The organism is Streptomyces sp. CA-146814, assembly GCF_050942385.1.
In the GTDB taxonomy this organism is placed as follows: Bacteria; Actinomycetota; Actinomycetes; order Streptomycetales; family Streptomycetaceae; genus Streptomyces.
Map to the genome: position 1 here is coordinate 3,558,798 of NZ_CP192068.1, position 12,916 is coordinate 3,571,713.

Consider the following 12,916-nt stretch of genomic DNA (forward strand, 5'->3'; position numbering starts at 1 on the left):
GTCCGGCCGGGTTCGGCCGTCTTTCGGCTCGGGTCACCTTAAGGCAGCGGCCCGCCGTGCCCGATTTCGGGCACGGCGGGAGGCGATTGCGTACGCGAGAGTGTCCGTACGGCTACACCGTGTGTTCGTCGGCCACCGCGAGCGCGATGTCCAGCGCCGCGAGACCCTCCTTGGCTTCGGCCTCGGTGACGTTGCAGGCGGGAACGGCGTGGGTGCGGTTCATGTTGATGAACGGCCAGAGCCCCTGCTTCTTCGCCGCCGCGCCGAAGGCCGCCATCGGGGCGTTCGCCTCGCCGGAGGCGTTGTACGGGACGAGCGGTTCTCGGGTCTCGCGGTTGCGGACCAGCTCCAGCGCCCAGAACGCGCCGAGGCCGCGCACCTCGCCGACCGACGGGTGGCGTTCGGCGAGTTCGCGCAGTCCGGGTCCGAGGACGGTCTCGCCGATGTGGGCCGCGTTCTCGACGACCTTCTCGTCCTCCATGACGCCGATGGTGGCGACGGCGGCGGCGCAGGCGAGCGGGTGGCCGGAGTAGGTGAGGCCGCCGGGGTAGAGGCGGGTCTCGAAGGTGGCGGCGATCTCGGCGCTGATGGCGACGCCGCCGAGCGGTACGTAACCGGAGTTGACGCCCTTCGCGAAGGTCAGCAGGTCCGGCACGACGTCGAAGTGGTCGGCGGCGAACCAGGCGCCGGTGCGGCCGAATCCGGCCATCACCTCGTCGAGCACGAAGACGATCCCGTACCGGTCGCAGATCTCGCGGACGCCCGCGAGGTAGCCGGGCGGCGGGGTCATGATCCCGGCCGTGCCCGGGATGGTCTCCAGGATGACTGCGGCGATGGTGGACGGCCCTTCGAAGGCGAGGGTGTCCTCCAGGTGCTGGAGCGCGCGGGCGCACTCCTCGGCCTCGGTCTGCGCGTAGAACGGCGAGCGGTAGAGGAACGGCGCCCAGAAACGTACGACACCGGCCGAGCCGTTGTCGGAGGGCCAGCGGCGCGGGTCGCCGGTGAGGTTGATCGCGGTGGAGGTGGCGCCGTGGTACGAGCGGTAGGCGGAGAGCACCTTCGTACGGCCGGTGTGCAGCCGGGCCATGCGGATGGCGTTCTCGACGGCCTCGGCCCCGCCGTTGGTGAAGAAGATCTTGTCCAGGTCACCCGGCGTGCGCTCGGCGATGAGGCGTGCGGCCTCGGAGCGCGACTCGACGGCGAACGCGGGCGCGAAGGTGGCGAGCTTGCCCGCCTGCTCCTGGATCGCGGCGACGACGGTGGGGTGCTGGTAGCCGATGTTGGTGTAGACGAGCCCGCTGGTGAAGTCGAGGTAGCGGTTGCCGTCGTAGTCCCAGAAGTAGGACCCCTCGGCGCCGGCGACGGCGAGCGGGTCGATGAGGCCCTGGGCGGACCAGGAGTGGAACACGTGCGCGCGGTCCGCGGCCTTCACGGCCGCACCGGCCGCGGGGTCGGCGTACGGGGCATGAGGGGCATGAGGGGTCATGCGGGGAGCGTAGGTGCTGGTGGGAGGGCGGTTCCATGGCCATGTTGTACGGCGTGGGGCGCGCGGTTCGGCAGGGTGTCGGGTCCGGGTGCCCGAGGTTCGACGCACAGCGTGTCGCCACGTGCAATTGACAGCATGTTGTCATTATGACAGTCTTCTGTCATCTACTTCGGGAGGCTGCCATGACCGGCACCAGCTCTGTGGTCCATCTCGCCGTGTACGACACGCTCGCCGACTGGGAGACCGGGTACACCACCGCGTTCCTCGCGCAGAACGGCTACACCGTGCGGACCGTGGGGCCGGACCGGGAGGCGGTCAGCACCATGGGCGGGCTCCGCATCCAGCCCGATCTGGCCCTCGCCGAGCTGCGGCCCGAGGACAGCGCGCTGCTGATCCTGCCCGGGGCCGGGCTCTGGGACGCGGGCGACGACCTGGCCCCGTTCGCGCGTGCGGCGCGGGCCTTCCTCGACGCGGAGGTGCCGGTCGCGGCGATCTGCGGGGCGACGGCCGGGCTGGCCCGCGAGGGGCTGCTCGACGACCGGGCGCACACGAGCGCGGTCTCCTTCTACCTGGCGGCGACGGGGTACGGAGGTGGCGCGCGGTACGTGGACGCGGACGCGGTGACGGACGGCGGGCTGATCACGGCCGGGCCGACGGAGCCGGTGGCGCTGGCGCGGGAGGTGTTCGGGCTGCTGGGGGTGTACGGGCCGGAGAAGCTGGGGGCTTGGTACCGGCTGTTCCATGACTCGGACCCGAGTGCGTACGAGGTGCTGGAGGGTGAGTGAGCGTATGGGGGGCGTGGGGGAAGTCCCGTCCCGGCAGGAGTTGTTGAGCCGGGCCGCGCTGACGGTGTTCCGGCTGAACGGGCAGTTCCTGGGCGTGGCGGACGAGTTGGCCAGGCCGGGTGGGCTGACGGCGGCCTGGTGGCAGGTGCTGGGGGCGGTGCTGCCGGGGCCGTTGCCGGTGGCGGGGATCGCGCGGGAGATGGGGATCACCCGGCAGAGCGTGCAGCGGGTCGCGGATCTGCTGGTGGGGCGGGGGCTCGCGGAGTACGCCGAGAACCCGGCCCACCGGCGGGCGAAGCTGTTGCGGGTGACGGCTGCGGGGCGGGAGGCGGTGTCCCGGATCGACCCGCCCCACGCGGAGTTCGCCGCGCGGCTGGCGGAGGAGCTGGGGGAGGAGGGGTTCGCGGAGGCGGTGCGGGTGCTGGAGCGGTTGGCGGGGGCGGTGGAGGCGGTGACGGGGGGCGGTTCCAGCCCGTCGGGGGGCCACCCCAGCCCGTCGGGGGGCCACCCCAGCCCGTCCGGCGTTTGAGGACGGAACCCTCGCCTTGTTGGGGGCGCACCCTCAATACTCCGCTCCCCCGGAGCACCGCTCTACCCTGCGCGCCGAGCCCGTGCAATCCCCGGTTCCGTCCTCAAACGCCGGACGGGCTGGGGGGTGCGGGCGGACGGGCTGGGAATGCACGCCGGACGGGCTGGGGGGAGGCGGAACCAAGGGGCGCGGGGGCATGTCGTAGAGGGCGGCGGCAGTCCCCACGGCCGCGGGGCTATTCTCGTGCGGGCCGCAGGGGAGGAAGCGCACATGGACAAGCTCGGACCCGACGACCCGCACCGCATAGGCGCCTACCGCCTCCTCGCCCGCCTGGGCGAAGGCGGTATGGGCCAGGTCTTCCTCGCCCGCTCCGAGAGAGGCCGCACCGTCGCCCTCAAGCTCGTCCGCCGCGAGCTCGCCGAACAGCCCGAGTTCCGCGCCCGGTTCCGCCAGGAGGTCCGCGCCGCACACCAGGTCGGCGGCGCCTGGACCGCCCCGGTCCTGGACTCCGACACCGAGGCCCCGGTCCCCTGGGTCGCCACCGGCTACGTCGCCGGCCCCTCCCTCCACCGCATCGTCTCCGGCCGCCCCGGCGCCCCGGTCGCGGACTCGGGCGCGTACGGACCGCTGCCACTCCGCTCCGTCCAGCTCCTCGGCTCCGGCCTCGCCCACGCCCTCCAGCACATCCACCGCGCCGGGCTCATCCACCGCGACCTGAAGCCCTCCAACGTCCTGCTCACCATCGACGGCCCCCGGGTCATCGACTTCGGCATCGCCCGCGCCCTGGAGTCCCTGGCCGACGGCGACCTGACCCGCACCGGAGCGATGATCGGCTCGCCCGGGTTCATGGCCCCGGAGCAGGTGCGGGGCGAGCGCGTGACGACGGCGTGCGATGTGTTCTGCCTGGGCTCGGTGCTCGCCTACGCGGCGACCGGCCGGCTCCCGTTCGGCGCGGCCGAGAGCGGTGGGGTGCACGCCCTGATGTTCCGGATCACCCAGGAGGACCCGGACCTGACCGGCGTTCCGGCGGAGCTGGCCGACGTCGTACGGGAGTGCCTGGCCAAGGACCCGGCCGCCCGGCCCTCCACCGACGAGCTCCTGGCCCGGCTGGGCGAGCCGCAGGCCGACGAGCCCTGGCTCCCCGCCACCCTCATCGCCCAACTGGGCCGCCATGCGGTGGGGTTGCTCGACGCGGAAGACCCGGAGGCGCCGGCGGTCCCGGCCGCCACATCCCCCGCCCCCACACCCCCCGCCCCCGTCCACGCCCTGCCCACGCAGGCGGCGACTCCCCCGCCGGCCCCGACGCCACCCCCGTACGTCCACCAGCCCCCAGCCCCGTACAACCAGGGCTACCACCCCGGCCCGACGTACAACACCCCGCTCCCGCCTGCCTACTTCACGCCGCCGCCGGCCCCGGCACCCACCCCCGCGCGCCGGTCCGCCGGAGCGACCGTCGCTCTCGTCGCCGTGGCGCTGGTCGTGGCGATAGGCGCCGGCGGATCCGTGTACGCGTTCATGAACAACAAGGGCGGCGACACGCCCACCCCCGGCCCGTCCGCCTCGGCCTCCGCCTCCGGCGACCCGGCGGGGACCGGCGACGAGGGCGCCGTACCGGGTGACTACCTCGGCACCTGGACCGCCGCCATCCCCGGCGACCGGGGCGGGTCCACCCGGAAGCTGACCATCCGGCAGGGCGACGTCGGCGACCAGGTCCTCTCGCTCACCGCCGAAGGCCCCCTGGCGCTCGGCGCCACGTACCACTGCGAGTTCATCGCGCCCCTGGCCGCCCGCCCCGGCGACGGCGAACCGGTCCTCATCGGCCCCTCCACCGTCTCCGTGGGCCGCCCGGCCGCCTCCTGCTCCCCCGGCAAGCCCACCGAGCTGACCCTCCTCCCGGACGGCAGCCTGCGCCGGGCGACGACCGGTTCGGGCGAGAGCCTGATCTACACCAGGTCGGAGTGAGGCGCGGGCACTTCGGCCACCGGGGAAGCGGTCCGCCTACACAGCGCCCCGGTGATCAGCGCCGCCCCGGCCAGCAGCACCAGCACCACGATCATCGCCGACCGCAGCCCCACGTGGTCGGCCAGGAAACCCAGCGAGGGTGGGCCGACCAGGAACGCCGCGTAGCCGGCCGTCGAGACCGCCGCGACCCGGGCCGTAGCCTCCCGGGCCCCCGCGCCCTCCCCGGCCGCCGAGACCGTGACCGGGAACCCCAGCGAGGCGCCGAGCCCCCACAGCACGACCGCCGCACCGGCGAGCAGCGCGCTGGACGAGAACACCACCAGCGCCACGCCCGCCGCCGCCACGACCGCGCTGGCCCGCACCACGGCCGCGGGCCCGTACCGCACCAGCAGCGGCCCGCCCGTGAACCGGCCCGTCGTCATCGCCCCGGCGAACAGCAGGAACGTCAGCGAACCGGCCGTCGCGCTCGTCCCGTGGCCGTCCACCATCAGCAGCGGCAGCCAGTCGTTGGCCGAGCCCTCCGCGAACGCCATGGCCAGCACGATCAGCCCGATCAGCACCAGCCGCCGGTCCCGCCAGACCTCCAGCTGCGCCCGCCACCCACCGGACGCGGCCGGCTCGCCACCGGATCCGGCACGCTCACCACCGGACCCGGCCCGCTCGCCATCGCCGGACTCGCCGGACTCCCGGCCCGTGCCCGGCGGAACCGCCCGTACGGTCCACACCGCGGCCGCCGCGACCGCCACGGACACCGCCGCCAGGTGCCAGCCGACCGGGAACCGTAGCGCCGTCAGCCCCATCCCCAGCAGCGCGCCGACCACCGTGCCGAGGCTGAAGCAGCCGTGCAGCACCGGCAGGACCGGGCGGCCCACGGTCCGCTCCACGGCGGCGCCCTCGATGTTGAACGCCACCTCCGCGAGCCCCATCCCGGCCCCGAACAGCGCCAGCCCGCCGAAGACCCCGCCGGACACCTCCAGCGCCGCGCCTCCGGCGACGCCCAGCAGCCCGGTGACGATGAGCCCGGCGCCGAGCGCGATCACCGGCCGCCCGCCGTGCTTGCGCACGAGCCCGCCGGAGACCAGCACACCGGCCATCGAGCCGATCGAGAGCCCGAAGAGGACGAGCCCCATCGCCCCGGTGGACACGTCCAGCGCGTCGCGTACGCCGGGCGTCCTGGCCACCCAGGACGCCATGCTCACGCCGATGGCGAGCATGAAGAGGAAGAGCGCGGCGCGCCAGCGGCGGGTGCGGGCGTCGATGACCGGCGTGACCTTCATGGGGCGGTTCCTCGGCAGACGGAGAGGTGGAGCGTACGATCGTACGCCTGAAGCGTACGTTCGTACACACTCCACCTCACCTCGCCGGCCCATCTTTGGGCCGTCGGCCGCTGACCCGGGAGGCCGGGAGGCGCCCGGCCTACCGGGCGACGGCGGTCATGCGCCGAGGCCCTGGCCGAACCCGCCGTCCACGGGCAGTTCCACGCCGGTGGTGAAGGTGGCCTCGGCAGCCAGGTACAGCGCTGCGGCGGCGACCTCCTCCACGGTGCCGCCACGGCCCATCGGCGTGGAGGCGTTGCCCTGTTCGATGAACTCGGCCCGCTGCTCCTCGGTCAGCTCGGCGACGCCCATGGTGGGGGTGAGGATGAAGCCCGGGGCGATCGCGTTGACGCGGATCCCGCGGGGCAGCAGCTCGGCGGCGAGCACCTTCATGAAGGCGGCGACGGCCTCCTTCGCCGCCGAGTAGGCGCTGAGGCCGGGGAAGATCTGGTCGTTGGAGACGGTGGTGAACACGATCGACCCCCCTTCGGACATCAGCGGCACCAGCCGCTGGACGGTGAAGAAGGCGCCTTTGGTGTTCACGTCGAAGATGCGGTCCCACGCTTCTTCCGTGACCTCTTCGAGCGTCTGGAACTCGGCGATGCCCTGGTTGATGAACAGGTGGTCGATGGAGCCGAGACGGTCGGCGACCTGATCGCGGAGGGCGGCGACGGCATCGGCGTCAGTGGCGTCGGAACGCACCGGATGGGCCAGCAGGGTGGCGAGCGCCGACTGGGCCTCGGCGAGTCGCCGGTCGCTGCGCCCGGTGTACACCACCTCGGCGCCCCGGTCGGTCAGGGCTTGGACGATGGCTCGGCCCATGCCGATGGTGCCGCCGGTGACGACCGCCTTCTTCCCTGCCAGGGCCTTCGGATCGATGGTTGAGCGCTGCTGGGTGCTGCGGTTCGTTGTCATGCCGGCCAAGCTAGACTTTCACGTCAATGTCAGAGTCAAGGTCGGTGACGGGGGTCACATGTTCATCGGAGAGCTGGCGAAGCGGGCCGGCATCAGTACCAGGAGCCTGCGGTACTACGAGCAGCAAGGGTTGCTGCGACCGCAGCGGCGGGCCAGTGGCTACCGCGAGTTCGCGGAGGCCGATGTGGCTGTCGTGCGCAGGATCCGGATCCTGCTCGCGGCCGGACTGAACACCGACCTGATCCGGGAGGTGCTGCCCTGCATGGCCGAAGAGGGAGCCATCCTGGCGCCGACCTGCGAGGAGATGGCCCAGGACCTCAAGGACGAACGCGAGCGCATGCGCCACTCCATCGAACAGCTCCAGTCCGCCCACACCATGCTCAGCTCGATCATCCACGCAGGCGAAGCGATCACGGCCGGCGTCGGCCGCAGCGGATAGGTACGCGCGTACCGAAGCGGTTCAGCGACGTCCGGGACGGCTCGGCGTCATCGCCCGCACCGACCCGGCCCGGCCTGGTCCGGCCCGGCAGACGAATGATCCCGCCCCGCCCCGCGCTCTATGCTGCGAGAGGCGAGGAGAGACCAGGCCGAACGAGGAGGTGCCGGGTGGCGACAGGGCGCACCGACCCCGACCGGCGGGACCGCATCATCGACGCGGCCCTCGACCTCATCGCCGACGCGGGCGTGGCGGGCATGTCGCACCGGAAGGTGGCCGCCCGTGCCGGGGTTCCGCTCGGGTCGATGACGTACCACTTCACGAGCATGGACGAGCTGCTCCACGAGGCGTTCACCCGCTTCTCCGGCACGATCGTCGCCGTCTTCGAGGAGCGCCTCGGTGCCGCCACCACCCCCGGCGAAGCCCGCGAGGCCGTCGCCGACCTGGTTCACCACCTCTCCAGCGGCAACCAGCGCGAGCTGGTCCTCACCCACGAGCTCTACACGCTCGCCGCCCGCAAACCCGCCTACCGCGAGCTCACCCGCACCTGGATGAGCCGCAGCCGCCGCGCCCTGGAATGGCACTTCGACCCCGCCACCGCCCGCCAGCTGGACGCGCTCATCGAGGGGCTCTCCATCCACCGGGCCCTGGAGACCGAGCCGCACGACCGCGCCCTGACGGTCGAGGCGATCGCCCGGATCACCACCGCGCCACAGGACAACCTCCGGAAGTAGTCCACGTGGTGGAGGAACGCCGTCTCCGTCCGCTCGCCCATGCCCTTGAGCGCCGCCCGCCGCACACATCAAGCGGGCGGCCGCCCGGGGCCGTCACCGAGTGCCGCCCCTGAGGAGGTCGTCGAGTTCGTCTTGGCAATCCAAGCCGACGGGCATGAACGTCACGATTCCGGCCCTATCCGAGCCGTCCCACGTGGCACTGGCGAGTTGACCCTCGATCTCCGCGATGCACTCGCGGCACTCAGCCTTGACGGGTCGCTCGGGCCGCGCCTCCGGCGGCGATGCGGCGGCCTGTAGCCAAGTGGTGGCGGCGAGGCCGGCCACGCAGAGAACCGCCCATGTGAGCACCCAGGCGCGACGGCTCATCCGTCGTGGATTCGGCATTCAGGCACCCTACGAGCACGGCGCCCTCCACCACCAGGAGGTACCGGCCGTCCACCTCTCCCTGGTCACCGGCAACACCGTCGCCCGCGCCTTCTACGACCGCGTCGGCTTCCACGAGATCGCCGTCCCGGATGCCGGGCCCGTCACCTGTCTCGGCCGGAGTACAGCAGCGACTCCACCGCGTTGATCAGGATCAGCGTGTGGACGAAGCGGCCCGGAACCGTCGGCGGGTACCGCCACGACAGCGGCCAGGTGTGGCCCTCCAGCGCCGGGACGGGTACGTAACTCACGCGGTTCCTCGTCGCGTTCAGGATCGTCACCTCGCGCGGCCAGCACCGGTGCGCCGTCGAACCCGGCGGTACGAAGAAGTAGACCCCGCGCCGGCCGTTCGCCTCGGTCACCACCGGGCCGGGCTCTCCGCCGACCAACTCCTCCATCAGGTCGGCCAGCCGCCGCCCCGCCTCACCGTCCACGCGGACCGCGTCGAATTGCACGCCCGCCTTGCGGAGTTGGAATCCGGAGTCCGGGACCCAACCGATATTTCGCTCACCATTCAGTGCATTCACAGGGCGATTGTGACCCTGATCACCTAGCGTTCTCTACGACTGGCGAGGCTCGTCGCACACCCGTTGACCTGCACGAACTTCGCTGTTGGGCAGTTGATTTCAGCCACATCGCGTAGTGACCGGTTGAGTTCGGTTGAGTCGAAAAGAGATCACCTCATGGCAAGTGCGGAGAACAAGGAGACGGCCAGTCCGGCGGCGAAGCTGGTGGCCAAAGTGACGCGCATGCTGCGTGTCCAGAGGGACTGGTCGCAGGACCGGCTGGGGGACGAGCTCGGCTACTCGGCCGCTGCGGTGAGTGCCATGGAGACGTGCGCGCAGCCCGCCAGTGACGCGATGCTGGTGGCGCTGAAGCGGGTCCTGAGCGAGGGCAGCGATGTCTTCGAGACCGCACGGCTGTACATGCGGATGGAGCGGCTGCCCGAGCAGTTCCAGGACTACTCGCTGCTGGAGCAGGCCGCGATCAGCCTCCAGCTGTTCGCCGCGAACGTCATTCACGGGCTCTTCCAGACGGAGGCGTACGCCCGGGCGCTCATCGGTGGCGGATATCCACCGCTCTCCGACGAGCGCGTGGAAGAGCTGGTCCAGCTGCGGATGGCACGCGCAGCCCTCTTCGACCGCGACCCGCTCCCGATGATCGAGATCATCATCGACGAGTCCGTCCTGCGCCGCGTCATCGGCAGCGAGGAGATCATGCGCGAGCAGCTGCTCCATCTCGTGGAGTGCGCCCGTCGGCGGAATGTAACGCTGCTCGTGCTGCCGCTGGATGCCGGTAAGTATGGGGAGTACGCGGGTGATCGCGGAGAGATGGACCTGCTGGAGACCTCGGCGCATGAGCATCTCGTCTATCTGGAGCCGCAGGACGAGAGCCTGCTGATCAGTGACCCGGTAAAGGTGAGCGTCTACGCTCGGCGCTATGCGAAGATCCGGTCACAGGCCCTGGGTCCTCGTGAGTCGCTGGCCCTCATCATGCAGTTGGCGGGAGTGAAGGAATGAGCAGTACCCTCCGGTGGTTCACGTCGAGCTACAGCAGCTCCAGCGGCGGTAACTGCATCGAAGTCGCCTTCGACTGGCGTACGTCCTCTTACAGCAGTGACAGCGGCGGCAACTGTGTCGAGGTGTCCGCCGCCTGGCGGAAGTCCTCCCACAGCAGCGGCAGCGGCGGCGAGTGCGTCGAGGTCGCCGCCTGCCCGCACTCCGTCCACGTCCGTGACTCCAAGGTCCAGGACGGGCCCGCCTTCGCCGTCGCCCCCGACGCCTGGTCCACCTTCGTCACCTGGGCGGAGTGACGTACTCGCCCGCGTAGTACGACATGATCAGCCACTCGTGAAGCTCCTGGTGGCGGAACTGGTACGCCGGTCCCGCCGCCCGCAGCAGCCCCGCCCCGTGCGCCCACCTCACGAAGCGGCCCAGCCGGAACGGCAGTCGGCCGCGAAGGAAGAGGAGCGCGAGGAGGTAGCGGCGGGAGGCGGGCATGCTCAGCAGGGCGAGTGGGACGGTGAGGGCGGCGCCGGTGACGGCCAGCGAGGTCGGCGTGACGGTGAAGAGGTCGACGGCCGGTGGCTCGAGGGTCAGTGCCCAGCAATTGACGGCGGCGATGCTGAGCGAAGCGCCCGTGGCGCGCACCACCTCGCCGAACATGCCGCCGCGAGGGCTGTGCTGCCGCGTCGCCCAGACGTCGGGTTCCGCGCGCCTTGCGCGCTGGAAGACGAACCAGCTGATGGCCGGTACGAGCGCGATCGCGCCGACGCCCAGCATCACGTCAGTGGCGCGTACGTCCAGCGGTCCGAGCACCACACCGATCGAGCCGCCCAAGAACACCAGCAGAAGACCGGGGAGCAGCACCACGGTACGGAGGAAGGGCTGCATCGACCGGAGTGCCCCCCACGGCACCAGCAGGGCGCAGGAGACCGTGCCCGCCACCCCGCAGGCGACCGCTGCGACCGTGTCGGAGGCGCCCAGCGCGGACGCGGACGCGTCGGCCAGGACGATCAGGCCAGGTGCCGCGAGGAGGCGCAGCAGGAGGAGCCCAGCAGGAGGAGCAGCTGACGGCCTCTGCGCCCGCGCCATAGGTTTCTCGCGTCGAGGCGTAGGAGTGCCTGCGGCTCCTGGTTGTACAACAACCAGGCCACCAGCGTGCCGACCAGCACGGCCCAGAGCGCCGGGTGTCCGTACCAGGCGGATTCTGCGGACGGCCATCCGCGCAGCACGACCAGGATGGAGAAGCAGCTGATCAGCGCGGTGGAGCCGCCGATCAGCGCATCCAGCCGACGGATGCGGAGAGGCCCCGCCATGGACCAGACCTGCGCGAGCGTGACGTCGTTGAGGACGTGGCCGTCCGAGGTCAGCATCTGCTGGAAATCAGCGCTGCTCCGCCGTCTCTCGGCGTCCATCGCGGCCATCTCCGCATCCAGGGAGGCGACTTCCCGCCGCAGCCGTTCGAGCTCGGGATGGATCACGTCGTACGCCTCAAGGCTCTGCCGCAACTCTTCGGCGGACGCGCGGACGGCCGCCCTGAGCTCGTGCCTCCGCGCGAGTGTCTGCCGGAGGCGCTGCGCATCGGCGGCGTACTCGTCCGACTCCGGGCCGTTCAGGCCGAAGTGCCAGGCGAGTTCGCTGAGCCAGCGCCGTACGTCCTCCTCCGCGTATCCCCTCTCGTCCTCCTCGGCGAAGTGCAGGCGGACGGTGGCCGGGATGTAGCGGGACAGCATGTGCTCGTACAGGTCTCCGGCGGCCGCCCGCTCGACCATGTCGGCCGGGTCGCGCGCGTAGGCCGCCACGGCGAGGGTGAGGCGCCAGGGGGAGGAGAGGCTGTGGGCCAGCGGGCCGTCGGGGGCGGTCCGGAGTTCGGCCAGGACCGGTTCCCAGCGTTCGGCGTTGGGCCGGACGCGGGGGTGGTCGGCCAGGAAGGAGACGGCCTGGGTGCTGGTGAGGGGTTCGACGGCGAGGTGGTGGGCGTTGGTGAGGGGGTGTTCCTCGCGGAGGCGCTCGTACGGTTCGCTGCGGCAGGTGAGGATCACCGGGCGCTGGTCCATGTTCCGGCGGTCCGAGCTGAGCTGGTCGAGCAGGGCCGCCGCGTGGCTGCCGCTCATCTCGTCCACGCCGTCGAGGACAGGCAGCACGTGGTGCCCGGTGACGAGTTCCCGCGTCTCCGCCGCGCTGAGCGCGTACAGCCGGGATATCTGCTCGGCGAACCACACCTCGAACGGGCGCCCCGGCTCCCAGGCCGTGGCGGGGATCCGGACCGGGACCGGTGCGCCCGGTTCGCGGGGTTCGAGCAGCGCCAGCATCAGATGGACCGCCAGCATGGTCTTTCCGGCGCCCGGCTCGCCCGTGATCACGACGCGTCGGGGACGTAGCGTACGGAAGTGGCCGACGGCCCCGGTACGCGGCTGGCCGGGCTCGCCCGGGACCCGGAAGCGCGTGTCAATGCCCGGGGTGCCGTTGCCCAGGAGTTGGGCCACCGAAGCCCGTTCCAGGTCCCGTACGAGTCCGGCCAGCCGGGTCGCGGTCGCCTCCGCCTCCGGGCGGCGCTTCAGGATCGCCACGGCGGCCAGCCATGCGGCGAGCGCCGCCAGCGGTACGGCGACGACCCCGGCCGTGTCGCCCGGTTCCAGCCCGCCCTTGGCCAGCGTCCGCACCGTCCACAGCAGGCCGCCCACCGCGACCACGGCCAGCAGCGGGTTCAGGTACCGCGCAGGACCGTGTGGATGCGCTGTTCCCGTTTCGCGTCCATGCCGCCGATCTTCCCCGAACGGCCGCGCCGAAAGCGGGGGTTCGGGTATGGCTGAGGCCGCGCGTTCCGG

Annotated in this window: 13 protein-coding genes and 1 pseudogene; 8 read left to right on the top strand and 6 right to left on the bottom strand. The window is 71.9% G+C overall.

The features are described 5' to 3' along the window. Positions 1 to 112: 112 nt before the first annotated feature. Positions 113 to 1,486, bottom strand: a complete 1,374-nt coding sequence (locus tag ACQP09_RS15685) for an aspartate aminotransferase family protein (protein WP_433399841.1) — start codon at positions 1,484 to 1,486, stop codon at positions 113 to 115. Positions 1,487 to 1,668: 182 nt separating this feature from the next. Between ACQP09_RS15685 and ACQP09_RS15690 the strand changes: the two genes are divergently transcribed. The 3 genes from ACQP09_RS15690 to ACQP09_RS15700 all read left to right on the top strand — a co-directional run bounded on the left by ACQP09_RS15690 (position 1,669) and on the right by ACQP09_RS15700 (position 4,762). Next, positions 1,669 to 2,271 (top strand): DJ-1/PfpI family protein, encoded by a 603-nt coding sequence (locus ACQP09_RS15690; protein WP_432151602.1) that lies wholly within the window; start codon positions 1,669 to 1,671, stop codon positions 2,269 to 2,271. 4 nt (positions 2,272 to 2,275) lie between these two features. Further along, positions 2,276 to 2,800, top strand: coding sequence for a MarR family winged helix-turn-helix transcriptional regulator (locus ACQP09_RS15695; RefSeq protein ID WP_433406610.1), 525 nt, complete (start codon positions 2,276 to 2,278; stop codon positions 2,798 to 2,800). Positions 2,801 to 3,070: 270 nt separating this feature from the next. Then, positions 3,071 to 4,762, top strand: coding sequence for a serine/threonine-protein kinase (locus ACQP09_RS15700; protein ID WP_433399844.1), 1,692 nt, complete (start codon positions 3,071 to 3,073; stop codon positions 4,760 to 4,762). Here ACQP09_RS15700 and ACQP09_RS15705 read toward each other — a convergent pair. Together ACQP09_RS15705 and ACQP09_RS15710 are read right to left on the bottom strand one after the other, a co-directional pair. Further along, positions 4,744 to 6,039, bottom strand: a complete 1,296-nt coding sequence (locus ACQP09_RS15705; RefSeq protein ID WP_433399847.1) for an MFS transporter — start codon at positions 6,037 to 6,039, stop codon at positions 4,744 to 4,746. The two genes, ACQP09_RS15700 and ACQP09_RS15705, sit on opposite strands and share 19 nt — an antisense overlap. Before the next feature lie 156 nt (positions 6,040 to 6,195). Beyond that, positions 6,196 to 6,993 (bottom strand): SDR family NAD(P)-dependent oxidoreductase, encoded by a 798-nt coding sequence (locus ACQP09_RS15710; protein ID WP_433399850.1) that lies wholly within the window; start codon positions 6,991 to 6,993, stop codon positions 6,196 to 6,198. Positions 6,994 to 7,051: 58 nt separating this feature from the next. Between ACQP09_RS15710 and ACQP09_RS15715 the strand changes: the two genes are divergently transcribed. The 3 genes and pseudogenes from ACQP09_RS15715 to ACQP09_RS15725 all read left to right on the top strand — a co-directional run. Further along, a complete protein-coding gene (locus ACQP09_RS15715; RefSeq protein WP_433399853.1) occupies positions 7,052 to 7,432 on the top strand; it encodes a MerR family transcriptional regulator in 381 nt (126 codons plus the stop codon). A 167-nt stretch (positions 7,433 to 7,599) separates the two neighbouring features. After that, positions 7,600 to 8,163 carry a TetR/AcrR family transcriptional regulator gene (locus ACQP09_RS15720; protein ID WP_433399856.1) on the top strand — a complete coding sequence of 188 codons (564 nt, stop codon included), beginning with the start codon at positions 7,600 to 7,602 and terminating at the stop codon, positions 8,161 to 8,163. 406 nt (positions 8,164 to 8,569) lie between these two features. Beyond that, a pseudogene (locus tag ACQP09_RS15725) lies at positions 8,570 to 8,734 on the top strand (GNAT family N-acetyltransferase); the annotation flags it as partial. On the opposite strand, the gene ACQP09_RS15730 reads toward ACQP09_RS15725, so the two are convergent. Further along, complete coding sequence (locus tag ACQP09_RS15730; RefSeq protein WP_433399858.1) at positions 8,691 to 9,113, bottom strand: hypothetical protein; 423 nt, start codon at positions 9,111 to 9,113, stop codon at positions 8,691 to 8,693. The pseudogene ACQP09_RS15725 and the gene ACQP09_RS15730 overlap by 44 nt on opposite strands. A 156-nt stretch (positions 9,114 to 9,269) precedes the next feature. Here ACQP09_RS15730 and ACQP09_RS15735 point away from each other — a divergent pair, with 156 nt between their 5' ends. Beyond that, positions 9,270 to 10,106: a DUF5753 domain-containing protein gene (locus ACQP09_RS15735; protein ID WP_433399861.1), complete on the top strand. Its 837-nt coding sequence runs from the start codon at positions 9,270 to 9,272 to the stop codon at positions 10,104 to 10,106. Beyond that, positions 10,103 to 10,399 carry a DUF397 domain-containing protein gene (locus ACQP09_RS15740; protein ID WP_433399864.1) on the top strand — a complete coding sequence of 99 codons (297 nt, stop codon included), beginning with the start codon at positions 10,103 to 10,105 and terminating at the stop codon, positions 10,397 to 10,399. The genes ACQP09_RS15735 and ACQP09_RS15740 overlap by 4 nt, the downstream gene beginning before the upstream one ends. Here ACQP09_RS15740 and ACQP09_RS15745 read toward each other — a convergent pair. Both ACQP09_RS15745 and ACQP09_RS15750 read right to left on the bottom strand, forming a co-directional pair. Continuing rightward, positions 10,383 to 11,180 carry a hypothetical protein gene (locus ACQP09_RS15745; RefSeq protein WP_433399867.1) on the bottom strand — a complete coding sequence of 266 codons (798 nt, stop codon included), beginning with the start codon at positions 11,178 to 11,180 and terminating at the stop codon, positions 10,383 to 10,385. The two genes, ACQP09_RS15740 and ACQP09_RS15745, sit on opposite strands and share 17 nt — an antisense overlap. Next, positions 11,102 to 12,781, bottom strand: coding sequence for an NACHT domain-containing protein (locus ACQP09_RS15750; RefSeq protein ID WP_433399870.1), 1,680 nt, complete (start codon positions 12,779 to 12,781; stop codon positions 11,102 to 11,104). Before ACQP09_RS15750 ends, ACQP09_RS15745 begins: the two co-directional genes overlap by 79 nt. Between the last annotated feature and the right edge of the window lie 135 nt (positions 12,782 to 12,916).